A 24189-nucleotide genomic window follows, 5' to 3' on the forward strand; every position below is an offset into this window, starting at 1 on the left:
AATTCCGGCGCGTAGGCCTTGAGCGCGGCCGCATCGAAACCGCTCTTGGCCCGCGCGGTGGGATAGAAGGGGTGGTCGAGGTAGCTGGCCAGGCGGTCGATGCCGATCAGTCGCTGGCCCCAGTCGGCATGTTCGAGCACTTGAGCGAGTTGCGGCGAGTGCTGCCGATAGGCCGCGCGGCAGAGCTTGCGCTGCGCCACCGCACAGTCGGCCTCCGCGAGATAATCGGCGAACAGCGCCAGGCTGGCGGCGTCGAGGCCGGTGCCGAGCTGCTCCAGCCAGAGCGGATAGCCTTGCTCCACGTCCACCCAGTCGCCGCGTCGGTTTATCCAGCTATCGCCGAGCGCGCTGAGCGGCTGCAACGCGCCGCCCCGGCGCACCGGCAGCCAGAGTTCGCCGTCGAGCAGATGGCCGATGCACAGCCACAGCGGCGCCGGCACTTGCGGCCAATGCGCGGCCAGCTCGGCCGGCAATGGGTGCGTCTGACCCTGGCTGACCAGGCCGCGGATATCCTCGCGCAGACAGCAGTCGATGATGCGTTGGCCGATGACCGCCTGACCGGCGTCGCGTTGCGCCCCGTTCATACCAGCTCCCAGTGCAGGTCGGCGATGGCCGCGCTGAAACGCGCGTCCAGGCTGGCGGCATCGGGGGCGATCAGCCGCAGCACGCCGAGGTAATCCTTGTTCGAATGGCTCAGGCGGACTTGGTCGCCGACCTGGCGCAACGCGCGGTAGTCGGTCCAATGGCCGTCCTGTTGCTCGGCGACACTGGCGGCGGCCCGTTGCACGCGCCCCGATCGGCCAGCGACCAGGTAATGCACCAGCGCGGCGGCGTCGTTACTGTGCAACGGCGGCAAGGCTTCACCCAGGTGTACGGCGAGGATGCGTGCGAACCAGCCCTGCGGCAGCAGGCGTTCGAGGAGGAATTCACGACCGTCGCCGATGCTGCGGTAGTTGATCTCGACCAGCACCGGGCCGCTGGCGGTAAGGATGAATTCGCTGTGACACACACCGAAATTGATCCCGAACGCGGCGACCTGGGCCAGCGCCGCGCTGCGTTGGGCGCGACTGATCGAGCCGTTCCAGCGCGCCGCCAGTTCGACGAAGTACGGCGCCGGCGACAGGCTGACGTCGAAGCTGCCGATGGCTTGCAGGTTGTGCCCGTCGCCGAGGGTCTCCAGGGTGAACAGCGGGCCTTCGAGGTAGGCTTCGAGCAGCAGGCTGCGGTTGCCCTGTTGCTGCCAGAACTGCGCGCAATAGTCGGCCAGTTCGGCGGCGTTGTGACACAGGCGCACGTCCACGCTGGCGACGCCTTCGCGCGGCTTGGCCACCACTGGGTAGGGCGCGTCGCTCGGCAGTTCGGCGCCTGGCGTCAGCACCTGGAACCAGGGGCTGGGCAGGCCCAGGCGTTGCAGGCGCTCGCGCATCGCCGCCTTGTTCTTCGCCGCGTAGCACAGCCGCCAATCCTTGCCGGGGCAGCCGAACAGTTCGGCGACCAGCGCGGTGCTGGTCTGCAGGTGATCGCTGTTGGAAAACACCGCCGCCGGCCGCAGGCCATGGGCGTTGAGCAGCTCGACCACCGCCAGCGGGTTGAATACATCGCACTCGAGGATTTGCAGGCCCGCGGCCGGATAGTTGACGACGGCGAGTTGCCGGCGATGCTCCTGGGCCTGGTCGGTGATCAGCACCAGCGGCTGGCCGCGCTTGCTCGCGGCGGGCAAAAAGCCCTCGGTGACGGCGAGGTGGACGATATGACTGAGGATGACGATGGGCCGTTGTTGAGCAGTCCTGCTGTGCATGGCGTGTCTCCTTGAGGCAGCCGCCTCCCGTCCGAGTCGTCGATGACGACCGGGTGCGGGTGGCAGGCTTTGGGGGTGATGGCCCCTGGGACAAGGGGCCAAGTTGCGGATGGGTGGATCAGAAGGTGTAGTTGACGCCGACGGTCAGGGTGCGACCGGGTGCCGGCTGACGGCCCTGGGGGCTGGTGTCGATGCCGCGGAAGTAGTAATCGCGGTCGAACAGGTTGCTGACCCCGGCGGAGGCGGTCAGCAGGCTGCCGTCGTCGAGTTTGAACTCGCGCTCGATGGCGGTGTTCCACAACCAGTAGGCCGGCAGCCGGCCGATCGAGGCGCTGGCGTTCTCCGCGCTGGTGTTGGCCGAGTCGGTGAAGGCGGTGCTGACGTAGAGGCCGTCCAGGGTGTAGCTCCAGGCCTCGGCGAAGCGGTAGCGACCGTCGACGGTGAAGTGATGCTTGGAGCTGAACGGCACCTCGTTGCCCTTGTTGGCACCGGTGCGAATCTCGGCCTCGAGAAAGGCATAGGTGGCGTGCAGATCGAGCGTGGGCAGGGCTGCGGGGGTCCAGAACACTTCGCTCTCGATGCCCTGGTGACGGGTGCTGCCGAGGTTCCTGAAGGCGCCGTCCGAGAATTCGATCTGGTCATCGAAGTCGATGCGGAAATAGCCGAGGTCGAAGCGCAGGTTGTTTTGCGGGGAGTAGCGCACGCCGGTCTCGTAGTTCCGGGAAAGTTCCGCCTGGACCACGCCATCCCTGACGATCTGGAACACCTGCGGCACCCGCAGCGAACGCTGGGCGTTGGCGTAGACGAACCATTCGTCGCTGGCCTGGTAACCGATGCTCAGGCCGGGCAGCCACTCCTCGGAAACCTTGTCCTGCGGGTTCTGCTGCACCCCGTTGACGCTGCCGCTGAATTCCATTTGTGCATGCTCGTAGCGCAGCCCGGGGGTGACGGTCAGGCGGTCGTCCGCCAGCTTGACCTCGTTGCTCAGGTAGACGGCTTGGCCTTCGGTGTCGAACACCCAGTCGCGCACCACTGAGGTGGCGCCGCTGCTCAGGTCGAGTCGGTTGACGTCGAAGTCGACGTTTTCCTTGACCAGACGGGCGCCGAGCAGCCAGGTCTGGCTGACGCTGTCGCCGTCGATGCTCAGGCTCAGGCGCGGTTCGCTGCCCCAGACGCGGAAGTCGCGCGGCGCGTCCTGAAAGGTGGTCGGCGTGGCAGCCGGGTCGAAGGGCAGGCCGATCTGGAAGTCGCGGAAGCTGTTGTTGGCGAAGTTGGTCCAGCTGAACTCCACCGCATCGAACGGGCCGATGGCGCCGAGGAACTGCTTGTAGGTGCCCCAGACGCGGTCGCTGTCGCCCTCGAAGCGGTCGAGGTCGCGGGTCGACTGGCGCGGGTCGTCCTTGTAGTCGGCGACGCTGAGGGCGCCGGCCAGTTCGATGTCGGCTTTGTAGCGTTGCACGCCGAAGCTCAGGCTGCGCGCATCGTCGATGTCCCACTGGCCGCGCAGGCGGTAGTTCTGCACCTCGGTGTCGGAGTGCTCGCGGCCGTACTCGCCAGTGATGGTGTTGAGGTCCAGTTGCAGGCCGAAGTTGTCGGTCAGGTAGCCGCCGGTGCCGAGGTAGCTGTCCCACATGGCGCGACCGCCGGGCGCGAAGGTGGCCCGCTCCTGCAGGGTGGTTTGCCATTTCTGCGGAATCGGCCGGCTGATGAAGTTGATCACCCCGCCGACGTTGTTCGGCCCGTACTGCACGGAAGCGCCGCCGCGCACTATGTCGATGCGGTCGATGGTAGCCAGGGTCTGCGGGAACAGCGAGAGGCTGGTCTGGCCATAGGGCGCCAGCGACAGCGGGATGCCGTCGGCGAGCGCCTGGACCCGGCCGCTGCGGCTCTCGGTGAGGCCGCGCACGGAAATCTGCGGCAGGGCGCCGGTGCCGGTCTCATCGAATATCTTGAAGCCGGGCACGCGCTGCAGGGCATCGTCGAGGCCGCGCACGCTGGCTTTGCTCAGCTCGTCGCTGTCGACCACGCTGCGGCTGCCTGCGTAGGTACGCACCTCTTCGTCGCTGGCGCTCCCCAGCACGTCGCCCTTGATCACCATGGGCGTCAGGGTGGTTTGTGCTTTGCGCTCTTCGGCGAGCGCGGAGTGGGCGATGGCCAGCGCCAATAGACTCAGTGGCAAAGAAAGCAAACGGGCATTGTTATTCATAGAGGACTTCATCATCAGGGGTTAGGGGTGGATTTCAGGTCATGCAGACGTGCCTTCAAGGCGTTGTGCAGCAGGCCGCGGTCTTCGCCGGCGAGAAAGCTGCGAATGCCCTGGGCGCGCCAGTACTGCTGTTGCTCGGGCGTGCGCGGGTTGGCGCAGAAGGCGACCCCCGCGGCGGCGCAGGCGGCGGCCATGCCTTGCAGGGCTTGCCAGACGTCGGGGTGCAGCGGATCGGGGCCGAGACGCAGGTCGAGGGCCAGATCCAGGGCGCCTTCGAGCAGCATGGCGACCCCCGGCAGGGCGAGAATCTCCGGCAGCGCTTCGATTCCGGCGGCGCTTTCGATCATCGGTACTATGCGCGGCTGCTGGTTGGCCAGCTCGATGTAGGGCGCCAGTGGCAGGGTGCCGAAACCGGTGCCGCGCCCGCCGGTGATGCCCCGTCGACCGAGCGGCGGGAACTGCGCGGCGGCGATGGCGCGGGCGACCTCGGCGGCGCTCTCTACCCGCGGCAGCACTATGGCCTCGGCGCCGGCGTCGAGCAGCCGGCCGATCAGCTTCTCGTCGACCTCCGGCACGCGTACCCAGGGCGAGACAGCGGCCGATTCACAGGCACGCAGGCAATGCATCAGCTCATCGCCGCCACGCAGCAAATGCTCCATATCCAGGATCACGAAGTGATAACCGGCGTAGCCGATCATTTCGCAGAGCAGCGGCGAGGGTACGGAGTTGAGCAGGCCGTAGACCTCTTCGCCACGCTTCAGGCGTGTGAAGACGAGGGATGGGCAGAGCATGGGCTTCTCGTAAGCGGATTCATTACCAGATGATAATGTTTATCGTTTAGAAATGTAAATGCTTTTGATTAGATATGGCCGAGGCGCGAAGGCGCCGCAGCCGACCGCGCTCGGGCGAAGGGGAATGCTAGGGGTTGCCGGAGGCCGGGCAGCGCCGGTGGGGCGGTCGTTGCGGTGCAGGGCTGTGCCTGCGATTTCCAACGACTCTAGGAGGTTGTTCGAGAATGGCAATCGACCGCAAATGCAGGCTGGCGCTGAGGTACGAAGCCCAACAAAATCAACTTGTTGAGCTTCGCGGAGTTCAGCCTACGCGGCCCGGTCTACGAAATTGCATGTTCTCGGACAGGCTGCTAGGCCAGGGTACGTCCGGCGGGAAGTGCGGGGACCGGAGCCAGGGCGCTGCGCAGGTGTTGCTCGAACAGCTCGACGATCGCCGGCCAGCCCTGCCGCGTAGCGTGCTGACGGGCATTCAGGCGCACCCGGCGCAGGTTTTCCGGCTCCTCCAGCAGCCAGGTGGCCGCCTCGATGAAACCGGGCTCGTCCTGTGCCACTGCCAGGGCGCCGTTATGGCCGTGGCGGATGTGCTGCGCCGCCGCAGCCTGGTCGAAGGCGACCACGCCGAGGCCCGAGGCCAGGGCCTCGAGCAGCACATTGCCGAAGGTTTCCGAGAGGCTGGGAAACAGGAACAGGTCGCCCGAGGCGTAGTGCGCGGCCAGCGCCTCGCCGCGTTGCAGGCCGCAAAACCGGGCTTCCGGCAGTTGCTCCTGGAGGCTGGCGCGGTGCGGGCCGTCGCCGACCAGGATCAGCTTCAGCAGGCGCTGCGGATAACGGGCTTGCAGGGCGCGGAAGCTCCTGGCCAGCAGGCCGAGGTTCTTCTCCACGGAGAGGCGGCCGACATGCAGCACGGCAATCTCGTGCTCCGCCAAACCCCAGGCGCTACGTAGCGCAGGTGAGCGTTTGCCAGGGTGGAACAGCTGGCTGTCGACCCCGCGGGCGAGCAGGTCCAGGCGTTCGAAACCGCGGCGTTGCAGCTCGATCTGCTGGCCGGCACTGGGCACCAGGGTCATGTGCGAACGGTTGTGGAACCAGCGCAGGTAGTTGGTCAGCGCGCGGGTCAGCAGGGCGGCACCGTAATGCCCGGCGTACTGCTGGAAGTTGGTGTGGAAGCCGCTGACCACCGGGATCTGCAAGCGCCGGGCGGCGCGCAGGGCGGACAGCCCGAGCGGGCCTTCGGTGGCGATATAGAGGACGTCCGGGCGCTGCCGGGTCCAGTGGCGCAGCAACTTGTGCAGTGACGATTGGCCCCATTGCAAGCCGGGGTAGCCGGGCAGGGGCCAGCCGCGGGTCAGCAGCAGCTGCTGGTCGCTTTTGCGCCCGTCATCGCTGCTCTGCCGCGGGCGCACCAGTTGCAGGCGATGGCCGCGGGCGCGCAGGCCCTCGACCAGGTGGCCGAGGGTGTTGGCCACGCCGTTGATTTCCGGCAGGAAGGTTTCGGTGATCAGGGCGATAGTGAGCGGTTGTGTGTTCATGACGGCAGTGTCGGCCGCCGCCATGTAGCGGATGTGACACTAAGGTGGCGTTATCGTGACCGCTCGATCGCCACCTTCGCGCACCCAGAACAGCGTGGCGCCGGCCACCGCCGCCGGCATCATCAGAATGTTGAGCCCCGGAATCAGCAACACCGCATAGGTGATACCGCCGAAGCCCAGGCTCTGCCAGCGCTTCTCGCGCAGCCAGGCGAGCATGTCCTGCCAGCTCATCTTGTTGTTGTCCGCCGGGTAATCGATGTACTGGATGGCCATCATCCACACGCCGAACAGCAGCCACAGCGGCGCGGCGACCAGGTTGACCACCGGGATGAAGGTGAGGATCAGCAGGCCGATGGCGCGCGGCAGGAAGTACCCCAGCTTGCGCGCCTCGCGGCCCAGGGTGCGCGGCACCATGGCCAGCAGTTCGGCCCAGCTGAAGGGCGGCAGGGTGTCTTCGCCGCGCACCACCACTTCGACCTTCTCGGCGAGGAAACCGTTGAACGGCGCGGCGATGATATTGGCCAGCATGGTGAAGGTGAAGAACACCATCAGCAGAACCAGCACCACGAACAGCGGCCAGAGCACGTATTCGAGAAAGCTCAGCCAGCTCGGCAGGCTCGGCATGAAGGCGTCGACCCAGCCGCCGAACTGCTGCACGGCGAAGCCGACCAGGGCGACGAAGAGGATCAGGTTGATCGCCAATGGCAGCAGCACGAACAGCCGCAAGCCCGGGCTCAGCACCAGGTTCAGGCCGTCGCGCAGGTATTGCGGGCCGGATAGTACGGGAGCAGGCATGGGGTTCTCCGCGAGGTGAAAGTCGCGCCGACCTTACCGATTTTGTGCGGCAGGGGAAAGTCCGCCGCTGTCGCTCGAGGCATCATAGGGATTCGCTATGCATGGAATTGGCAAAGGGTATTTCCTTGCTTGCCGGCACCTGCGTAGGCTGCGCATCAGTTCAACTATTGGTCAGATTCTGGGGCTGGCCGCCCACTGCACTGTTGAGGTGCTTGGCTAGCCCCTTTTTTATTCGCCCGGCGCAGTGCCCGGCAGGAGTCTCTTATGTCTGCAACACGTCATGCCCGGGTGATCATCCTCGGTTCCGGCCCTGCCGGTTACAGCGCCGCGGTCTATGCCGCGCGCGCCAATCTCAAGCCGCTGCTGATCACCGGCATGCAGGCCGGCGGCCAGTTGACCACCACCACCGAAGTCGACAACTGGCCGGGCGATGTCCACGGCCTCACCGGCCCGGCGCTGATGCAACGCATGCAGGAGCACGCCGAGCGCTTCGAGACCGAGATCGTCTACGACCACATCAACGCGGTGGACCTGGCCGGCAAGCCGTTCACCCTGGTCGGCGACAGCGCCACCTACAGCTGCGATGCGCTGATCATCGCCACCGGCGCCAGCGCCCGCTACCTCGGCTTGCCGAGCGAGGAGGCGTTCATGGGCAAGGGCGTCTCGGCCTGCGCCACCTGCGACGGTTTCTTCTACCGCAACCGGGAGGTCGCGGTGGTCGGTGGCGGCAATACCGCGGTGGAGGAGGCGCTGTACCTGGCCAATATCGCCAGCCAGGTCACCCTGGTGCACCGCCGCGAGACCTTCCGCGCCGAGAAGATTTTGCAGGACAAGCTGCAGGCGCGGGTCGCCGAAGGCAAGATCGTGCTCAAGCTCAACGCCGAGGTCGACGAAGTGCTGGGCGACGCCATGGGCGTCACCGGTGTGCGCCTGAAGAATAACGACGGCAGCAGCGACGAGCTGAAGGTCGATGGCCTGTTCGTCGCCATCGGCCACACGCCCAACACCGCGCTGTTCGACGGCCAGTTGGCGCTGAAGGACGGCTACCTGGTGGTCAGTGGCGGCCGCGACGGCAATGCCACGGCCACCAGCATGGCGGGCGTATTCGCCGCCGGCGACGTCGCCGACCACGTCTACCGCCAGGCCATCACCTCCGCCGGCGCCGGCTGCATGGCGGCTCTGGATGTGGAGCGTTTTCTCGACGCGTAGGAGCGCCGTCCGGGCGCTCCCGCGAGAGCCGAGAGCGCGACTACGAGACCGGCGATCCGGGCTGCGATCCGATCGGCGCGCGGCGACAACCCGTCAGCTTTGCGTCGCGCCGAGCAACCCTTGGTGCACCGCCTGCGGTGGCTGCACCGCGGGGTTCTGGCGGTGGCCAGCGTAGGCGAGAGTGTTTTCCCCAGCTTTCATGCTTGCAGTGATATCAGCATTCCAGGACCGGCTGTTTGCAGACCAGGACGACCGATGATTTCGTCATGACTCTGGCGCTGTAGCCGCACAATCCGCCGCACCCCACTCCAGCGCAAACACGCCTTGAGTGCCGGCAACGAAGCCCGGAGCCGGGTGCCTGTGACTGGCCGCAAAGCCAGCACCTCAACCCGCTCGACCCGCCGCCACAGCAGCGCGATACGCAATTGCCACGGACTCATAGCCACCCCAATAGCTGTACAGATATAATTATTTTGTACAATATAAAATCAAGTTTTTCGAGCGGGAAATCCTGAGTGCACGCGACCAGGCCCAACAGAACAGGCAAAAACGATCAGGCTGGCAGTAACCATGCAAGTCACATGGTTGTACAAAACCTGCGGCTGGTATAACTTTGCCGCTGGTTCAGTCGGCGAAGCGCCATACTGGTCAGGTATCCCGACGTAACGTCGCTGAGCCACTCTTTCATCAGCCGAGTTCATCATGAGCGCTAGCGCATCACCCGTCCTGATCACTGGCGCCAGTAAACGCATCGGCCTGTATTGTGCCGAGCGCCTGCTCGACGACGGGCATCGGCTGATCACCACCTACCGCAGCGAGCGCGAGGGCATCAAGCGCCTGCGCGCGCGCGGGGCGCTGACCATCCAGGCCGATTTTTCCAGTGAAGCGGGAATTCTTGCCTTTATCGCCGCGTTGAAAACCCACACCGACAGCCTGCGCGCCATCGTCCACAACGCATCCGACTGGCTGGTCGAAACGCCCGGCGCAGAGGCGGCGGTATTCCAGCAGCTGTTCAACGTGCACATGCTGGCGCCCTACCTGATCAACCTGCATTGCGCCGAGCTGCTGCGGCGTTCGACCCCCGCCGACATCATCCATGTCAGCGACGATGTCGCGCGCAAAGGCAGCGCCAAGCGCCCGGCCTACTGCGCCAGCAAGGCCGGTCTGGACAGCCTCACGCTCTCGTTCGCCGCGAAATTCGCGCCCCGGATCAAGGTCAACGGCATCGCCCCGGCACTGATCATGTTCAACCCCGAAGATGACGCGGCCTACCGGGCGAAAACCCTGGAGAAATCGGCACTGGGCATCGAACCAGGCCCCCAGGTGATCTATCAAAGTTTGCGCTACCTGCTGGATAACCCGTACGTCACCGGCACCACCCTTACCGTAAACGGCGGCCGCCATCTCAAATGAGGCGCGCCTCGAGGACTGCATCAATGAACCGACAATTGCCTGATCACTACCGCGACATCCTCCTCGGCGTAGGTGAAGACCCCGAACGCGAAGGTCTGCTGGATACCCCGAAACGCGCGGCCAAAGCCATGCAATACCTGTGTAACGGCTACCAGAAAAGCCTGGAAGAAGTGGTCAACGGCGCGCTGTTCGCCTCCGACAATGACGAAATGGTCATCGTCAAGGACGTCGAACTCTATTCCCTGTGCGAGCACCATCTGCTGCCCTTCATCGGCAAGGCACATGTGGCCTACATCCCCACCGGCAAAGTCCTGGGGCTGTCGAAAGTCGCGCGGATCGTCGACATGTACGCCCGCCGCCTGCAAATCCAGGAAAACCTGACCCGACAGATCGCCGATGCCGTGCAACAGGTCACCGCCGCCGCCGGTGTCGCCGTGGTGATCGAAGCCAAGCACATGTGCATGATGATGCGTGGCGTCGAGAAGCAGAACTCGGTCATGACCACCTCGGTGATGCTCGGCGCCTTCCGCGAGTCATACAATACCCGCCACGAGTTCCTGCAACTGATCGGACGGAGCAACTAGTTATGCCACGACTGGAGCCTGGAATGGCGCGCATTCGGGTCAAGGATCTACGCCTGCGCACCTTCATCGGCATCAAGGAAGAGGAAATCAACAACAAGCAGGATGTGCTGATCAACCTGACCATCCTCTATCCGGCCAACGATGCGGTGCGCGACAACGATATCGATCACGCACTGAACTACCGCACCATCACCAAGGCGATCATCCAGCACGTCGAAGGCAATCGCTTCGCCCTGCTCGAACGCCTGACCCAGGAAATCCTCGACCTGGTGATGCAGCAGGCGACCGTGCGCTACGCCGAAGTGGAAGTCGACAAACCCCATGCCCTGCGCTTTGCCGAGTCGGTCTCGATCACCCTGGCCGGCCACCGCTGAACCGCGGCCAACCCGGCGAAGGCTCGACCAACGAGCCAGCCAAGCATTGCCGCAAGCCGGCGGGGCTTTTATCATTCTCGCCACCTTAACCTGCCAGTCTGTCGGAGCGCGCCCGCGCGTCCGGCAGAGGTCCTGCCCGCCTCCGAGAACATCACCATGACCGATCAAGAACGCCTGGAACTCGAAGCAGCCGCCTTCCGCAGCCTGCTGCAACACCTGCGCAGCCGCCCCGATGTGCAGAACATCGACATGATGAATCTCACCGGCTTCTGCCGTAATTGCCTGTCCAAATGGTACAAGGCCGCGGCCGATGACATCGGCATTGCGCTCACCCCGGACCAGGCGCGCGCAGAAATCTACGGCATGCCGTACAGCGAGTGGAAAAGCAAATACCAGAAAGAGGCCAGCGCCGAGCAGCAGGCTGCGTTCATCAAGGCCAGCGACAAAGACCCCAAGGCATGAGCGCCCTGAACGACTTCCGCGCCCACCTGCATAGCGACGCGTTCGCCTTTGCCGAAACCCTGGCTTTTATCGCCGGGCACTATGACTATCGGCCCAGCGCTTTCAGCAATGGCGGGGTAGACAATCCTGCCGGACAGAACGAAGGCTCCTGCAAGACCCTGGGCCTGGCCCTGCTCGAAGGCCTGACCCTGGAAGAAACCCTGCGCTGCTTCGGCGAACACTACCGCAGTGTGCTGGCTAACCCGGACGGCAACGACCACGGCAATATTCGCGCACTGATGGCCACCGGCCTCGCCGGCGTGCGCTTCGACCAGCAGCCGCTCAAGCGCAAAGCCTGAGAGGCTGTGACAAAACGCTCGCCTACTGCGGCCGCCTCCAAACGCCCGCTGCGGGCGTAGCGCGCCTTGCCGCGAACGCCTGGAAGCGGCCTCGCTCCGGTGCTCGATATTTCCCAGCCGCTGAGATCTGCTTCAAGGACGCCGGGCGCTGCTGCATTGCCCGCGCCGGCAGCGTTTGCCTGCCTCTGGGTGCGGCAGCCAGGCCAGATGCTGGCGCAGCCGGCAGAACAGTCGATAACCCAGCTCGAACATCGGCCGTAGCGGCCGCCAGGTCAGGGGGGTGGCCCAACGGCCAAGTCCTGCCGCGCGCCAACTCCAGAGCGTGGCATCGAGGCCGGTCACCCATTGGCCGTCGGCGAAGCGGGCGTGTAGCCTGTTTGTCAGGGTGGTGTTGTCGATGCCGACGCCGGTTGCCGGGAAGTCTGCGCTGCCGATATCGATCAGCTGCAGGCGCTGGGCGTTGGCATGCCGGCTGAGAAAGCGGATCTCCCGGGCGCACAGCGGGCAGTCGCCATCGTAGTAAAGGGTCAGTGGCCAGTGGGGAGAGTCGGACATGGTCAGGTTCTCTGTATAAGTCTTGTACAATGTAGGCCGGTGTCAGCTGAGTTACAATGCCGGCACCATTTCTGCGGTGATGCCTCTCCCATGTCCGATCTCGTTGGTGCCTTGTCCCTCGATTCGAGTGCCCTCAAGCAGGAAGAGCTGTTTCCTATTCGCGAGGTATCGCGGTTGACCGGGGTCAACCCGGTGACCTTGCGGGCCTGGGAGCGCCGTTACGGGTTGATCCGGCCGACGCGTACCGAAAGCGGGCATCGCCTCTACTCGCAGGCGGACATCGAGTCCGTGCGCAGCATACTGGCGTGGATCGAGCGCGGCGTGTCGGTCAGCAAGGTCGGCAAGATTCTGGCGAAAAACATTTCGACCCGATCGGCCAGCACGCCGGTCTATGAAGAAGTCAGCTCCGGCGAGTGGGCGCAATGGCAAGCGCAACTGCGCCGCGCGATAAGTGCCTTTGACGATGTCAGGCTCGACCGCTTGTACGGCCAGGTTTTTTCCAGCTACCCGCTGCCGGTGGTGTTTCAGGACATTCTGATGCCGCTCTGGCAGGAGTTGCTGCTGCGCCAGGACGAGTTTGGTCAGGCCAGTGAGTGGTTGTTCTTCGATACTTTCCTGCGCGCGCGCACCCTGCAGCGTCTGCAGATCTTTCGTACCCAAGTCGAGGCGCGGGTCTTGCTGGCGGCCTTGCCGGGTCACTGTCGCGAGCTGGAGTTGCTGGTCACCGGCCTGCTGCTGAGCAGTTCGGAGGTGTCGGTCAGTGTGTTGGGCGTGGGTCAGCCGCTGGAAGAGCTGGCCCTGGTCTGCGAGCGTATGCAGCCACAGGCCTTGGTGCTGTTCACCAATCTGCCACCCAGTGACGACCTGCCGCGCGTGCTGGCGCGCCTGGCGCTGGCGCTGGATTGTCCGCTGGTGCTGGCGGGGGATGGCGCCGAGCTGGCCGAGGACAGCCTGAGCGGCTCGCCGATAGCCTGCCTGGGCAACGAGGGTCGCCTGATGCAACGCCGTTTGCAGCAGTTCCTCGCCGGGCATCTGGATACCTGACAAGCGCTGAAGTTACTTGATGGGCAGCCTGCCAGCGGATTCATCTGGAATTTCGCGGCTGAATGACTGGGCGTCCCGTCGCTCATCAAACAACATGTATACAATTGATTTTATAGGTTATTACGTTCTCTGTAGGAGCGGCTTCAGCCGCGAATTCTTCGCGGCACAGCCAAAGCTTCGCGGCTGAAGCCGCTCCTACAACAGGGGAGCACCCAGTTTGCTGCGCGACAGCGCGGCGTCGTAGGCGAGGCGGGATCTCCTACGGCAGATCCTCACGCCCAGAGACTGGAAGATCGCCTGCTAGCCCTGACTGACTTGGGGATGCAGGGCGCGGTGTTGCTGAAAAATGAACTGCTGCAGGCGTTCGCTGCTGCGTTTGTCGAGTGGGTCGAGTCGATAGGCCAGGAGCCCGCCAGCGGTTTTGCGCACCTGGCTGCCTTCAATGGCGATCGGCTTCTGGCCGGCGAGTGGCAGGATCAGTTCGAAGTGTTCGGGGGCGGCATGTTTGCTGCGCAGTTCGAGCAGCAGGCCGTTGAGTGATAGCTCGTGTATCCACAGGTCGCTGGGCTTGCCATTGCGCTGGCGCAGTGCAACGGGTGGATCCAGCGGCAGGCGCCAGGCGCGGCTGGCCGGACCCTCATCGAAAATCTGCGGGACGCCGAGCTCGAGGTGTTGCACGTGGTGGGCATCTTCGATCAGTTGTGGGGTAAACGTCAGGCGCTGGTTGGCGATGTGCGCCTCGATGGTCAGTTGCTCGTTGGCTGCACAGTAGGCGAGCAGCTCTTTGAGTTGGGCGCCGGCATCGACCAGCAACTCAGGCAAGGGTACCGGCTTGCGCTTGCGTGTCGCAGGCTTTTTATGCAGGTCTTGAATGAAGTCCAGTTCAGTCTGGGTGAGTAATGGCTGGTCGTGCATGATCGAACTCTGCCCAAAGGATTGACCCTTAAGACAGCATAGTTCGCTTTTGGTTTATGCCGGTGGTCGATTTTCCAGCTGGGCCAATTGCGCGCGCAGGGTCGCCAGCTCGGCTTCCAGTTCCTTGACCCGTTCCTGGGTTTGCACCTGCTCGGTGACATTCTTCTGGATGCCGATGTAGTAGGTCAGTTGATCGGCTTCGTTGAACACCGGTGTGATCGACAGTTCATTCCAGAATGCGCTGCCGTCCTTGCGGTAATTGCGAATGACTTGCCGGCAGGGTTGTTTGGCCTTCACCGCTGCGCGAATGGTGGCCAGGCCTGGTTGGTCGCGGTCATCGGCCTGCAGGAAGCGGCAATCCTGGTAGAGAATGTCCTCGCGGGCATAGCCGGTGAGCTCTTCAAAGGCAGGGTTGGCATAGATGAGGATGTTGTCATCGCCCTCTTGTTCGGCAACCACTATGCCGTCGTTCGATGCGTCGATCACCAGCTGCAGCAGTTTGGCGTTGATCATGAGGCGGTTCCTGGGCTCTGAGGCTGGGGAAATATCGAAGGCCGTCGCGAGGGCGCCGTCGGCGGAGCGCAACGCAGTTGCAGGCGCCCGGCGACTGTCGCAGCAGGCAAGCGCTTTTTTCACAGCCTTTCTGTCCGCTGCATTCTAAAACATCCGGGCACGCTGTCTACTTGCGGCATAATGCCCGCCGTTTCAGTCTGTGTTCTGCATGTTTCGGAGTGAGTTATGAAAGTCGCCATTCTTTCCGGTTCGGTCTATGGCACCGCTGAAGAGGTCGCCCGGCATGCCGAGCGATTGATGCAAGAAGCCGGGTTCGACGCCTGGCACAACCCCCGCGCCAGCCTGGCCGATGTCCAGGCGTTTGCCCCCGAAGCCTTTCTGGCGGTGACCTCGACCACCGGTATGGGCGAGCTGCCGGATAACCTGCAGCCTTTGTATTTCGCCATCCGCGATCACCTGCCCGCGTGGAGTGGTCTGCCGGGTGGGGTGATTGCCCTGGGTGACTCCAGCTACGGCGACACCTTCTGTGGTGGCGGCGAGTTGGTGCGCGAGTTGTATGCCGAACTGGGCATTCGCGAGGTGCAGCCGATGCTGCGTCTGGACAGCAGCGAAAGCGTCACCCCGGAAAGCGACGCCGAGCCCTGGCTAAGCGAGTTCATGGCCGCGCTGAAGGTCTGAGAGGGTTGATCGGCGCGGCGCGGCGCGGCGCGACGCAAAGCTGGCGGGTTGTCGCTACGCTCCGAAGCCGCCCTACGATGCGAGCTATCCCGATCGCGCGGCAAGTCGACAAGGCCTGCTCGGTCACTAAGCTGGCTGCCAGGGCGACTCCTCTTTTGCCCACCCCTCGCTAGACTCCTAGGCACATAACAACACGTGCCGAGGTGTCCCCCATGACCGCTGCCCATGCTCTGCCCAGTCTCAATCTCAAGGATCAGGTGTCCGCCGCCGAATGGCAGGCGCGGGTCGACCTGGCCGCCTGCTACCGTCTGATCGCCCTGTATGGCTGGGATGACCTGATCTTCACGCATATCTCGGCCAAGGTGCCGGGCAGCGAAGAGTTCCTGATCAACCCCTACGGGTTGATGTTCCACGAGATCAGCGCCTCCAGCCTGGTGAAGATCGACCTGGCCGGCAACAAGCTGATGGACAGTCCCTTCGACATCAACCCGGCCGGCTACACCATCCACAGCGCGGTACACGAGGTGCGCCACGATGTCGCCTGCGTGCTGCACATCCATACCGCCGCCGGGATTGCCGTGTCGGCGCAGAAGCAGGGCCTGTTGCCGCTGTCACAGCAGTCGTTGTTCGTGCTCGCCAGCCTGGCCTATCACGGTTACGAAGGCGTGGCGCTGAACCACGACGAGAAGGCGCGTCTGCAGCAGGATCTGGGCGACAAGAACTTCATGATCCTGCCCAATCACGGCCTGCTCACCGCCGCCGGCAGCATCGCCGATGCGTTTCTGATGATGTTCACGTTGCAGCGCGCCTGCGAGATTCAGGTGATGGCGCAGAGCGGCGGTAGCGAGCTGATCCACATCCCGCAACAGGTCCTCGACGGCGCCAAGGCCATGCTCGCCGGGGTGATGAAAAGCCCGCAGGGCATGGGCGGCGCGCTGCCCTGGCCGGCGCTGCTGCGCAGGCTCGACCAGCAGATGCCGGGTTACGCCGAGTGAGTGCATTACCCGGGATTGCCCTGGCGGACTGGCGCGCCCAGGGACGGGACTTCGACTTTCGCGGCCATGCCCTGCGCTACTGGACGGCGGGGCCGGTCGATGCCGAGCCGTTGTTGCTGATCCATGGCTTTCCCACCGCCAGTTGGGATTGGCATTATCTGTGGGCGCCGCTGAGCCAGAATTACCGCCTGATCGCCTGCGACATGCTCGGTTTCGGCGACTCGGCCAAGCCGCGCGGGCATGCCTACAGCCTGCTGGAGCAGGCGGATGTGCAGCAGGCGCTGCTCGCCCACCTGGGCATTCAGGCGCCGGTGCATGTGCTGGCGCATGACTATGGCGACAGCGTCGCCCAGGAGCTCCTCGCCCGCCATCATGAACAGCGCATCCAACTGGCCAGTTGCGTGTTTCTCAATGGCGGCCTGTTCCCCGAAACCCATCGCCCGGTGCTGGTGCAGAAGCTGCTGCTCAGCCCCCTTGGGCCGTTGCTCGGCAAGCTGTTCAACCGGCGCACCCTGGCGGCCAATTTCGCCAAGATATTCGGTCCGCAGAGCCAGCCCAGCGAAGAGGAGCTGGACGACTTCTGGCGCCTGATCGCGCCCAACGATGGGCCCGGGGTGATGCACCGGTTGATCCGCTACATGCCCGAGCGCCGGGTACAGCGCGAGCGCTGGTTGGCGGCGATGCAGCAGGGCGGGATGCCGCTGCGCCTGATCGACGGCGCGTTCGACCCGATCTCCGGTGCGCATATGCTGGCGCGCTACCGCGAGCTGATCCCGGCGCCCGACACCGTGTTGCTCGACGGCATCGGTCATTACCCGCAGATCGAGGCCCCTGGGCAAGTGCTGGATCATTACCTGGCTTTTCGCCAAACACTATAAGCAAGGCGCATGATGGGGCGGTGTCATCATCGAACTGCCTTATCGAGCACTATTCAGATGCCCGTGTCTTTATTGTGAGCGGTGCCTGCCTGCTGGACACTCGGGCCATTGCCAACCTGCCAAGGAACCTAGCCCATGAGCGAAGCCATCCGTTTTCAAGACCAAGTCGTGATCGTCACCGGGGCCGGTGGCGGCCTGGGTCGCGCCCATGCCCTGCTGTTCGCCAAGCATGGCGCCAAGGTAGTGGTCAACGATCTTGGCGGCAGCACCCATGGCGAGGGCGCCAATGCCTCGGCCGCGGCCAAGGTGGTCGAGGAGATCCGCGCCGCCGGCGGCACCGCGGTAGCCAATCATGACTCGGTGACCGACGGCGAAAAGATCGTCCAGCACGCCCTGGACGCCTTCGGCCGTATCGATGTGGTGGTCAACAACGCCGGCATCCTGCGTGACAAGACCTTCCACAAGATGGACGACGCCGATTGGGATCTGGTCTATAAGGTCCACGTCGAAGGGGCCTACAAGGTCACCCGCGCCGCCTGGCCGCACATGCGCGAGCAGAACTACGGGCGGGTGATCTTCACCGCCTCCACGTCCGGCATCTACGGCAACTTCGGCCAGTCCAACTACGGCATGGCCAAGCTCGGCCTCTATGGTCTGACCCGCACCCTGGCCATCGAAGGGCGCAAGAACAACATCCTGGTCAACGCCATCGCCCCCACCGGTGGCACGCGCATGACCGAAGGGCTGATCCCGCCGCAGATATTCGAGCAGCTCAAGCCCGAGCTGGTCAGTCCACTGGTGGTCTACCTGGCCAGCCAGGCCTGCGAAGAAACCTCCGGTCTGTTCGAGGTCGGTGGCGGCTGGATCGGCAAGACCCGCTGGGAGCGCAGCCTGGGCGCCGGTTTCGACCCGCGTGCCGGCTTCAGCCCGGAAGATGTGGCCGAGCATTGGCAGCAGATCTGCGACTTCGACGGCGCGGTGCACCCGGCCGACAACCTCGAGGCCCTGCAGGAGATGATGGCGCATCTGCAGCAATACACCTCCTGATCGCACCAGCCTGGCGGGGGATTCGGCCAAGAGGCTGATTTTCCTGACGCAGCGCTTCAAGGTGAAGGTCGGCTAAATGCCGGCCTTTGGCTTTTGTGGAGTGCGCACGGCGCAGCCTACAGAAGTGCTGCGACTGCTAACCCGTAGGAGGCGCTACGTGCCAGTGAACGCGGCTTCAGCCTCTCAGGGTTAGTGAAAAAATCGCGGTAGGCGAGCGTTATTTCACAACCTCTCAGCCCTTGCCGGAAATTCCGTACTTGCGCAGGCGCATGGCGATGGCGCTGTGCGAGGTGTGCAGGCGCGCGGCCAGTTGCCGGCTGGAGGGGTGGCTGAGGTAGAGCTTCTCCAGCAGGGCTTTCTCGAAACCGGCCACGGCGGCTTCCAGGCTGACGATCTCGCCTTCGAGCGGCTGCGGCGCCACGGCGGTGCTGGCAATGTCCAGGTCGTCGGCCTGCACCAGGTTGCTTTCGCAGATGGCGGCGGCGCGGAAGATCACGTTCTGCAGCTGACGCACGTTACCCGGCCAGCGGTTGCCGAGCAGGGCCGGGTAGGTATCCGGTGCCAGGCGGCACTGCGGTCGCTGGATCTGCGCGCAGGCTTGCTGCATGAAATGCCGGGCCAGCAGCAGGATGTCCTGGCCGCGCTCGCGCAATGGCGGCACTTCCAGGTTGAGCACGTTGAGGCGGTAGAACAGGTCTTCGCGGAAGGCGCCTTCGCCGACCATTTTCTCCAGGTTGCGGTGGGTCGCGCTGAGGATGCGCACATCGACTCTGACCTCGCGCTCGCCGCCGACCCGGCGGAAGCTGCCGTCACTGAGGAAGCGCAGCAGTTTGGCCTGCAGATAAGGCGACATCTCGCCGATTTCATCGAGAAACACCGTGCCCTGGTTGGCCAGTTCCAGCAGCCCCGGCTTGCCGCCGCGCTGGGCCCCGGTAAAGGCGCCGGGGGCGTAGCCGAACAGCTCGCTTTCGGCGAGGTTCTCCGGCAATGCCGCGCAGTTAAGCGCGAGAAAGGGGGCGTTGTGGCGCGCGCTGATGGCGTGACAGCCGCGCGCGACCAGTTCCTTGCCGGTGCCGGTTTCGCCCTGGATCAACAGCGGCGCATCGAGGCTGGCGACGCGCAGGGCGCGGGTCTTCAGGGTGCGGATCGGCAGCGATTCGCCGAGCAGCGAATCGAAGCCCTCGGCATGATCGTGGTGCAGTGCCGCCAGGCGTTCGCCGATGCGGCTCGGCGCGTACAGGGTGAGCAGGCCGCCGGCGAGCCGGCGCTGACCGGCGTCGACGGTTTCGCTGATCGGCATGGCATCGAGTAGCAGCGCCTGGCCGTTGAGGGTGACTTCACGCAGCGGCAGGCGGAATTGCTGCTCCAGCAGCGCGCGGTGCAAGGCCGGGTCGGCGAACAGTTCACCGAGCGACAGCCCTTCCACTTCGCGCCCACACAGGGCGATCAAGGCCGGATTGGCCAGCAGCACGCGGCCCTCGCCATCCACCGCCAGCACCGGGTCGGTCATGGCCGCGAGCAGGGCGTCGAGCTGCAGGCGCCGGCGCTGGCCGGGGAGGATGTCGACGATGGTCACCGCCTGCACGCCGCGCACCTTGAACAGCGCTTCGCGCAGCTCGTCGAGCACTGCGGCACTCAGGGTCGGTGCGTCGATATAGACGTTCGGCGGCACCATCTCCACCGCATCCAGGTTGAGATTGCGCCCACCAAGCAGGGCCAGCACTTCCTGGGTGATGCCAACGCGGTCGATAAAGCTGACGTGGATACGCATACGGGCGAGGAACCGGCTCGATTACAGGTGCAGCAGTATGCCCGGTCTGGATGGCTTAGTTAACCGAGCGCCGGTTTTCACGCTCACTCATGGCCGCAAGGCGCGGTGCTAGAGCGATCGTTAACCTGAACGTAATAATACCGCCGTGTGCTTGATTGATGGCAGTCAGTCGCGCTCCTAAGGTGCTCCCACGACAGCGGAACTCGTGGAGTCAGCATGACAACAACAATATCCCCACCGCCGCAATGGTCGCGTCGCCGCGCTGAAAAAGCCCGACGTCTCGATCAGGTGCGCAGCCTCGCCGATGGCGTGGTCCTGCCCAGCGACAAGATAGTCGCGGCGCTCGAAGCCTTGATCGCCCCCGGCGATCGGGTGGTGCTCGAAGGCAACAACCAGAAGCAGGCGGACTTTCTCTCGCGCTCGCTGGCCAAGGTCGACCCCGGCCGCTTGCACGACCTGCACATGATCATGCCCAGCGTCAGCCGCGCCGAGCACCTGGATCTGTTCGAACGCGGCATCGCTCGCAAGCTCGATTTCTCCTTCGCCGGCCCGCAAAGCCTGCGCATCAGCCAGTTGCTGGAAGACGGCCTGCTCGAAGTTGGCGCCATCCACACCTATATCGAGCTGTATTCGCGGCTGCTGGTCGACCTGATCCCCAATGTCGCCCTGGTCGCCGGTTTCAAGGCCGACCGCGCCGGCAATATCTACACCGGGCCGAGCACCGAGGACACCCCGGCGCTGGTCGAGCCGACCGCCTTCAGCGACGGCATCGTCATCGTCCAGGTCAACGAGCTAGTGGACGACGTCAGCGAGCTGCCTCGGGTGGACATCCCCGCTTCCTGGGTGGATTTCGTGGTGGTGGCGGACAAGCCGTTCTACATCGAGCCGCTGTTCACCCGCGATCCGCGCCACATCAAGCCGGTGCATGTGTTGATGGCGATGATGGCGATCCGCGGCATCTACGAGAAACACAAGGTGCAGTCGCTCAACCACGGCATCGGCTTCAACACCGCGGCCATCGAGCTGATCCTGCCGACCTACGGCGAGTCCCTCGGTCTCAAGGGCAAGATCTGCCGCAACTGGACGCTCAACCCGCACCCGACCCTGATCCCGGCGATCGAAACCGGCTGGGTCGAAAGCGTGCACTGCTTCGGCACCGAACTGGGCATGGAAAACTACATCGCCATGCGTCCGGACGTGTTCTTCACCGGCCGTGACGGCTCGATGCGCTCCAACCGCATGATGTGCCAACTGGCCGGGCAGTACGCGGTCGACCTGTTTATCGGCGCCACCCTGCAAGTGGATGGCGACGGTCATTCCTCTACCGTCACCCGCGGGCGCCTGGCCGGTTTTGGCGGCGCCCCGAACATGGGCCACGACCCGCGCGGCCGTCGGCATGCCACGCCGGCCTGGCTGGACATGCGCCAGGACCAGAGCGGTAGCCCCGAAGCCATGCTCGAACGCGGCAAGAAGCTGGTGGTGCAGATGGTCGAGACCTTCCAGGAGGGCGGCAAGCCGACCTTCGTCGATCAGCTCGATGCGGTCGAGGTGGCGAAGAAAAGCGGCATGCCGCTGGCGCCGATCATGATCTACGGCGACGACGTCACCCATCTGCTCACCGAGGAAGGCATCGCCTACCTGTACAAGGCACGTTCGCTGGAGGAGCGCCAGGCGATGATCGCCGCGGTCGCCGGAGTGACCGCCATCGGCCTGCGCCATGACCCGAAAGACACCGTGCGGATGCGCCGCGAAGGGCTGATCGCGCTGCCGGAAGACCTCGGCATCCGCCGCGCCGATGCCAGCCGCGAGTTGCTCGCGGCCAAGAGCATCGCCGAGTTGGTCGACTGGTCCGGTGGCCTGTACAACCCACCCGCCAAATTCAGGAGCTGGTGATGAGCGCAGTCAATGCACGACAGCCGCAGCTGTCCCTGAGCGAGAGCCTGGCCGACCTGGCGGTGGAAGCGCTGATCGACGAGGCCGACCTGTCGCCCAAGCCGGGCCTGGTCGACCGCCGTGGCAGTGGCGCGCATACCGACCTGCACCTGGGCCTGATGCACGCCTCTGCCTTGGCGCTGTGGCCGATGTTCAATCAAATGGCCCAAGCCGCCCTCGAACTGGGCGACATCGGCCAGCCACTGCGCGAAGCGCTGGGGCGCTTAGGCCGTGAGGGTGAAGTGGAGATGCTGCGCGTCACCGGCGGAGTGAATACCCACCGCGGGGCGATCTGGTCCCTCGGCTTGCTGACGGCGGCCGCCGCGCTGGATGAGCAGGCACTCAAGCCCGCCAGCGTGGCGTTGCGGGCGGCGCGTATCGCGCTGTTTAGCGACCGTGGCGCGCCGGCCAATGGCGACAGCCACGGTGCCCAGGTCTGCCGCTTGTACGGCGTGCGCGGCGCTCGCGAAGAGGCGCAACTGGGCTTTCCGGCGGTGATCCAGCAGGCCCTGCCGCAATTGCAGCGCAGCCGCGCCGCCGCCGCCGGTGAGCAGAACGCCCGGCTGGATGCCCTGCTGGCGATCATGACCAGCCTGACGGACACCTGCGTGCTCTATCGCGCCGGCCTGGCCGGCCTGAGCAGCATGCAGGGCGGCGCCCGAGCGGTGCTCATGGCCGGCGGTTGCGCCAGCCTGGATGGACGCCGGCGCCTGCGAGAACTCGATTACGACATGTTGAGGCTGCGTGCCTCACCCGGCGGTGCAGCCGATTTGCTCGCCGCGTCTTTATTCCTCGACCGCCTGCAGCCTGCGCTGCAGGCGCAGATTGGGAGTGTCTAAGCATGGAAACCCTGTCTTTTGAATTTCCCGCCGGCCAACCGGCCCAGAGCCGCGCACAGGTCGGTTGTGTCGGTTCCGGCGACCTGGAAGTGCTGCTCGAGCCCGGTACGCCCGGCAGCCTGACGATCCAGGTGGTGACCTCGGTCAACGGCAGCGCGCCGCGCTGGCAGCAGCTGTTCGAGCGCATGTTCCGTGAGCAGAGCCTGCCGGCGCTGAGCATTTCTATCCACGATTTCGGCGCGACCCCCGGTGTGGTGCGCCTGCGCCTGGAGCAAGGCCTGGAGGAGTTAGCCCATGCATGACGCCAATATCCAACGCCTGCTGCAGCAGCGCAGCTTCACCGAACTCGGTGCCCGTCAGCGCGCCCGCGCCTTGCTCGACGCCGGTAGCTTTCGCGAACTGCTCGATCCCTTTGCCAAGGTGATTTCGCCCTGGCTGCCCAAGCAGGGCATCGTGGCCCAGGCCGATGACGGCGTGGTGATCGGCAAGGGCCTGCTCGACGATCAACCGACGGTGATCATCGCCATCGAAGGGGCGTTCCAGGGCGGCAGCCTCGGCGAAGTGGGCGGGGCGAAAATCGCCGGCGCGCTGGAGCTGGCCGCCGAGGACAACCGCAACGGCACGCCGACCCGCGCCGTGCTGCTGCTGGAAACCGGCGGCGTACGCCTGCAGGAGGCCAACCTCGGTCTGGCCGCCATCGCCGAAATCCAGGCGGCCATCGTCGAGTTGCGCCAGTACCAGCCGGTGATCGCCCTGATCGCCGGACCGGTCGGCTGCTTCGGCGGCATGTCCATCGCCGCCGGGCTGTGCAGCTACCTGCTGGTGACCCGCGAGGCGCGCCTGGGCCTGAACGGCCCGCAGGTGATCGAGCAGGAAGCCGGCATCGACGAATACGACTCGCGCGACCGGCCCTTCATCTGGAGCCTGACCGGCGGCGAGCAGCGCCATGCCAGCGGCCTGGTGGATGCCTATGTGGCCGACGATGTCGAGCCGATTCGCCAGCAACTGATCGCCCTGTTCCGTCAGGGCATGCCGACGCTGCAGCGCAGCCGCCGGCATGCCTGGTTCCTCGAACGCCTGCAGGGCGTCGACACCGCCATCCAGGCCGATGCCGCTGCCGTGCGCCGCACCTATCAAGGAGAACAGTCATGAGCACTGCCCGCGAACAACGTGGCCGCAACTGGTTTCACGCCCTGGCTGGCGCGGCGACCCCTATCGGCGGACTGCCGGCGTCACTGCTGGTGGCTGACACCGAACTGGCCGGCCAGCCGCTGCGTTACCTCTCGGTGGTGGTCGACGCCGCCAATCCCTTCCCCCGTGCCCGCAACGGCGAGGTCGGCCTGCTCGAAGGCTGGGGCCTGGCCAAGGCGGTGGATGAGGCGATCGAGGCCGATGCCGGCAGTTCGCACAAACGCGCCTTGGTCGCCATTGTCGATGTGCCGAGCCAGGCTTATGGCCGCCGCGAGGAAGCCTATGGCATCCACCAGGCCCTGGCCGCTGCGGTGGACAGCTACGCCCGCGCC

At 64.9% G+C, this 24189-nt stretch carries 25 protein-coding genes and 1 pseudogene; 16 read left to right on the forward strand and 10 right to left on the reverse strand.

The genetic code is table 11. The features are described 5' to 3' along the window. The 6 genes and pseudogenes from ABZE94_RS09405 to cysZ form a co-directional block, all read right to left on the reverse strand. Positions 1-584: pseudogene (locus ABZE94_RS09405) on the reverse strand (IucA/IucC family siderophore biosynthesis protein); the annotation flags it as partial. After that, positions 581-1798: an ATP-grasp domain-containing protein gene (locus tag ABZE94_RS09410; protein ID WP_372875270.1), complete on the reverse strand. Its 1218-nt coding sequence runs from the start codon at positions 1796-1798 to the stop codon at positions 581-583. The pseudogene ABZE94_RS09405 and the gene ABZE94_RS09410, both read right to left, overlap by 4 nt. Positions 1799-1916: 118 nt before the next feature. Next, on the reverse strand, positions 1917-4004 hold the full coding sequence (locus ABZE94_RS09415) for a TonB-dependent receptor family protein (protein WP_372875271.1): 2088 nt from the start codon (positions 4002-4004) through the stop codon (positions 1917-1919). Between the two features lie 14 nt (positions 4005-4018). Further along, positions 4019-4795, reverse strand: coding sequence for an aldolase/citrate lyase family protein (locus tag ABZE94_RS09420; RefSeq protein WP_372875272.1), 777 nt, complete (start codon positions 4793-4795; stop codon positions 4019-4021). A gap of 350 nt (positions 4796-5145) precedes the next feature. Further along, positions 5146-6348 (reverse strand): glycosyltransferase family 4 protein, encoded by a 1203-nt coding sequence (locus tag ABZE94_RS09425; protein WP_372875273.1) that lies wholly within the window; start codon positions 6346-6348, stop codon positions 5146-5148. Between the two features lie 15 nt (positions 6349-6363). Next, positions 6364-7119 carry a sulfate transporter CysZ gene (gene cysZ, locus ABZE94_RS09430; RefSeq protein ID WP_372875274.1) on the reverse strand — a complete coding sequence of 252 codons (756 nt, stop codon included), beginning with the start codon at positions 7117-7119 and terminating at the stop codon, positions 6364-6366. Positions 7120-7383: 264 nt separating this feature from the next. Between cysZ and trxB the strand changes: the two genes are divergently transcribed. The 6 genes from trxB to ABZE94_RS09460 all read left to right on the forward strand — a co-directional run bounded on the left by trxB (position 7384) and on the right by ABZE94_RS09460 (position 11499). Next, the gene (gene trxB / locus ABZE94_RS09435) at positions 7384-8328 is read left to right on the forward strand and encodes a thioredoxin-disulfide reductase (RefSeq protein WP_372875275.1); all 945 of its coding nucleotides are present in this window, start codon (positions 7384-7386) and stop codon (positions 8326-8328) included. A gap of 702 nt (positions 8329-9030) precedes the next feature. Next, positions 9031-9741 carry a dihydromonapterin reductase gene (folM, locus tag ABZE94_RS09440; RefSeq protein ID WP_372875276.1) on the forward strand — a complete coding sequence of 237 codons (711 nt, stop codon included), beginning with the start codon at positions 9031-9033 and terminating at the stop codon, positions 9739-9741. A gap of 23 nt (positions 9742-9764) precedes the next feature. Beyond that, the gene (folE, locus tag ABZE94_RS09445; protein WP_372875277.1) at positions 9765-10325 is read left to right on the forward strand and encodes a GTP cyclohydrolase I FolE; all 561 of its coding nucleotides are present in this window, start codon (positions 9765-9767) and stop codon (positions 10323-10325) included. Between the two features lie 2 nt (positions 10326-10327). Beyond that, positions 10328-10699 carry a dihydroneopterin triphosphate 2'-epimerase gene (folX, locus tag ABZE94_RS09450; RefSeq protein ID WP_372875278.1) on the forward strand — a complete coding sequence of 124 codons (372 nt, stop codon included), beginning with the start codon at positions 10328-10330 and terminating at the stop codon, positions 10697-10699. 156 nt (positions 10700-10855) lie between these two features. After that, the gene (locus ABZE94_RS09455; protein ID WP_372875279.1) at positions 10856-11161 is read left to right on the forward strand and encodes a DUF1244 domain-containing protein; all 306 of its coding nucleotides are present in this window, start codon (positions 10856-10858) and stop codon (positions 11159-11161) included. After that, the gene (locus tag ABZE94_RS09460; RefSeq protein WP_372875280.1) at positions 11158-11499 is read left to right on the forward strand and encodes a HopJ type III effector protein; all 342 of its coding nucleotides are present in this window, start codon (positions 11158-11160) and stop codon (positions 11497-11499) included. The genes ABZE94_RS09455 and ABZE94_RS09460 overlap by 4 nt, the downstream gene beginning before the upstream one ends. Before the next feature lie 132 nt (positions 11500-11631). Here the strand turns inward: ABZE94_RS09460 and ABZE94_RS09465 are convergent, their stop codons facing one another. Beyond that, positions 11632-12054 carry a thiol-disulfide oxidoreductase DCC family protein gene (locus ABZE94_RS09465; RefSeq protein WP_372875281.1) on the reverse strand — a complete coding sequence of 141 codons (423 nt, stop codon included), beginning with the start codon at positions 12052-12054 and terminating at the stop codon, positions 11632-11634. Between the two features lie 90 nt (positions 12055-12144). Here ABZE94_RS09465 and ABZE94_RS09470 point away from each other — a divergent pair, with 90 nt between their 5' ends. Continuing rightward, positions 12145-13098: a MerR family transcriptional regulator gene (locus ABZE94_RS09470; protein ID WP_372875282.1), complete on the forward strand. Its 954-nt coding sequence runs from the start codon at positions 12145-12147 to the stop codon at positions 13096-13098. 300 nt (positions 13099-13398) lie between these two features. On the opposite strand, the gene ABZE94_RS09475 is transcribed toward ABZE94_RS09470, so the two are convergent. Beyond that, positions 13399-14013 (reverse strand): PilZ domain-containing protein, encoded by a 615-nt coding sequence (locus ABZE94_RS09475; RefSeq protein ID WP_372875283.1) that lies wholly within the window; start codon positions 14011-14013, stop codon positions 13399-13401. A gap of 54 nt (positions 14014-14067) precedes the next feature. After that, a complete protein-coding gene (locus ABZE94_RS09480) occupies positions 14068-14526 on the reverse strand; it encodes a PAS domain-containing protein (RefSeq protein ID WP_372875284.1) in 459 nt (152 codons plus the stop codon). Positions 14527-14751: 225 nt separating this feature from the next. Between ABZE94_RS09480 and ABZE94_RS09485 the strand changes: the two genes are divergently transcribed. From ABZE94_RS09485 to ABZE94_RS09500, 4 genes are all read left to right on the forward strand, one after another. After that, positions 14752-15204 (forward strand): flavodoxin, encoded by a 453-nt coding sequence (locus ABZE94_RS09485; RefSeq protein WP_372875285.1) that lies wholly within the window; start codon positions 14752-14754, stop codon positions 15202-15204. Positions 15205-15416: 212 nt separating this feature from the next. Continuing rightward, on the forward strand, positions 15417-16199 hold the full coding sequence (locus ABZE94_RS09490) for a class II aldolase/adducin family protein (RefSeq protein WP_372875286.1): 783 nt from the start codon (positions 15417-15419) through the stop codon (positions 16197-16199). Next, on the forward strand, positions 16196-17077 hold the full coding sequence (locus ABZE94_RS09495; protein ID WP_372875287.1) for an alpha/beta fold hydrolase: 882 nt from the start codon (positions 16196-16198) through the stop codon (positions 17075-17077). The genes ABZE94_RS09490 and ABZE94_RS09495 overlap by 4 nt, the downstream gene beginning before the upstream one ends. A 135-nt stretch (positions 17078-17212) precedes the next feature. Continuing rightward, positions 17213-18124, forward strand: a complete 912-nt coding sequence (locus ABZE94_RS09500) for an SDR family oxidoreductase (RefSeq protein WP_372875288.1) — start codon at positions 17213-17215, stop codon at positions 18122-18124. Between the two features lie 232 nt (positions 18125-18356). Here ABZE94_RS09500 and ABZE94_RS09505 read toward each other — a convergent pair whose 3' ends face one another. Continuing rightward, positions 18357-19895: a sigma-54-dependent transcriptional regulator gene (locus tag ABZE94_RS09505; protein WP_372875289.1), complete on the reverse strand. Its 1539-nt coding sequence runs from the start codon at positions 19893-19895 to the stop codon at positions 18357-18359. A gap of 216 nt (positions 19896-20111) precedes the next feature. On the opposite strand from ABZE94_RS09505, the gene mdcA reads away from it, so the two are divergent. The 5 genes from mdcA to ABZE94_RS09530 form a co-directional block, all read left to right on the forward strand. Then, a complete protein-coding gene (mdcA, locus tag ABZE94_RS09510; RefSeq protein ID WP_372866666.1) occupies positions 20112-21788 on the forward strand; it encodes a malonate decarboxylase subunit alpha in 1677 nt (558 codons plus the stop codon). Then, the gene (locus ABZE94_RS09515; protein WP_372875290.1) at positions 21788-22666 is read left to right on the forward strand and encodes a triphosphoribosyl-dephospho-CoA synthase; all 879 of its coding nucleotides are present in this window, start codon (positions 21788-21790) and stop codon (positions 22664-22666) included. Before mdcA ends, ABZE94_RS09515 begins: the two co-directional genes overlap by 1 nt. A 2-nt stretch (positions 22667-22668) precedes the next feature. Then, positions 22669-22968 (forward strand): malonate decarboxylase subunit delta, encoded by a 300-nt coding sequence (locus tag ABZE94_RS09520; RefSeq protein WP_372875291.1) that lies wholly within the window; start codon positions 22669-22671, stop codon positions 22966-22968. Continuing rightward, positions 22961-23818, forward strand: coding sequence for a biotin-independent malonate decarboxylase subunit beta (locus tag ABZE94_RS09525; protein ID WP_372875292.1), 858 nt, complete (start codon positions 22961-22963; stop codon positions 23816-23818). Before ABZE94_RS09520 ends, ABZE94_RS09525 begins: the two co-directional genes overlap by 8 nt. Next, a partial coding sequence (locus ABZE94_RS09530) for a biotin-independent malonate decarboxylase subunit gamma (RefSeq protein WP_372875293.1) occupies positions 23815-24189 on the forward strand: 375 nt, incomplete at its 3' end. The genes ABZE94_RS09525 and ABZE94_RS09530, both read left to right, overlap by 4 nt.

It is taken from the genome of Pseudomonas sp. (genome assembly GCF_041601375.1).
Classification (GTDB): domain Bacteria; phylum Pseudomonadota; class Gammaproteobacteria; order Pseudomonadales; family Pseudomonadaceae; genus Aquipseudomonas.

Bases quoted from the DNA above. Each gene is read 5' to 3' on its own strand.
- ABZE94_RS09505 (WP_372875289.1), bottom strand. From the start codon at position 19,895: ATGCGTATCCACGTCAGCTTTATCGACCGCGTTGGCATCACCCAGGAA.
- cysZ (WP_372875274.1), bottom strand. From the start codon at position 7,119: ATGCCTGCTCCCGTACTATCCGGCCCGCAATACCTGCGCGACGGCCTG.
- folE (WP_372875277.1), top strand. From the start codon at position 9,765: ATGAACCGACAATTGCCTGATCACTACCGCGACATCCTCCTCGGCGTA.
- ABZE94_RS09425 (WP_372875273.1), bottom strand. From the start codon at position 6,348: ATGGCGGCGGCCGACACTGCCGTCATGAACACACAACCGCTCACTATC.
- ABZE94_RS09455 (WP_372875279.1), top strand. From the start codon at position 10,856: ATGACCGATCAAGAACGCCTGGAACTCGAAGCAGCCGCCTTCCGCAGC.
- mdcA (WP_372866666.1), top strand. From the start codon at position 20,112: ATGACAACAACAATATCCCCACCGCCGCAATGGTCGCGTCGCCGCGCT.
- ABZE94_RS09475 (WP_372875283.1), bottom strand. From the start codon at position 14,013: ATGCACGACCAGCCATTACTCACCCAGACTGAACTGGACTTCATTCAA.
- ABZE94_RS09410 (WP_372875270.1), bottom strand. From the start codon at position 1,798: ATGCACAGCAGGACTGCTCAACAACGGCCCATCGTCATCCTCAGTCAT.
- ABZE94_RS09465 (WP_372875281.1), bottom strand. From the start codon at position 12,054: ATGTCCGACTCTCCCCACTGGCCACTGACCCTTTACTACGATGGCGAC.
- ABZE94_RS09515 (WP_372875290.1), top strand. From the start codon at position 21,788: ATGAGCGCAGTCAATGCACGACAGCCGCAGCTGTCCCTGAGCGAGAGC.
- ABZE94_RS09415 (WP_372875271.1), bottom strand. From the start codon at position 4,004: ATGAATAACAATGCCCGTTTGCTTTCTTTGCCACTGAGTCTATTGGCG.
- folM (WP_372875276.1), top strand. From the start codon at position 9,031: ATGAGCGCTAGCGCATCACCCGTCCTGATCACTGGCGCCAGTAAACGC.
- ABZE94_RS09420 (WP_372875272.1), bottom strand. From the start codon at position 4,795: ATGCTCTGCCCATCCCTCGTCTTCACACGCCTGAAGCGTGGCGAAGAG.
- ABZE94_RS09520 (WP_372875291.1), top strand. From the start codon at position 22,669: ATGGAAACCCTGTCTTTTGAATTTCCCGCCGGCCAACCGGCCCAGAGC.
- ABZE94_RS09470 (WP_372875282.1), top strand. From the start codon at position 12,145: ATGTCCGATCTCGTTGGTGCCTTGTCCCTCGATTCGAGTGCCCTCAAG.
- ABZE94_RS09480 (WP_372875284.1), bottom strand. From the start codon at position 14,526: ATGATCAACGCCAAACTGCTGCAGCTGGTGATCGACGCATCGAACGAC.
- ABZE94_RS09500 (WP_372875288.1), top strand. From the start codon at position 17,213: ATGAGCGAAGCCATCCGTTTTCAAGACCAAGTCGTGATCGTCACCGGG.
- ABZE94_RS09485 (WP_372875285.1), top strand. From the start codon at position 14,752: ATGAAAGTCGCCATTCTTTCCGGTTCGGTCTATGGCACCGCTGAAGAG.
- ABZE94_RS09490 (WP_372875286.1), top strand. From the start codon at position 15,417: ATGACCGCTGCCCATGCTCTGCCCAGTCTCAATCTCAAGGATCAGGTG.
- ABZE94_RS09460 (WP_372875280.1), top strand. From the start codon at position 11,158: ATGAGCGCCCTGAACGACTTCCGCGCCCACCTGCATAGCGACGCGTTC.
- trxB (WP_372875275.1), top strand. From the start codon at position 7,384: ATGTCTGCAACACGTCATGCCCGGGTGATCATCCTCGGTTCCGGCCCT.
- folX (WP_372875278.1), top strand. From the start codon at position 10,328: ATGCCACGACTGGAGCCTGGAATGGCGCGCATTCGGGTCAAGGATCTA.
- ABZE94_RS09525 (WP_372875292.1), top strand. From the start codon at position 22,961: ATGCATGACGCCAATATCCAACGCCTGCTGCAGCAGCGCAGCTTCACC.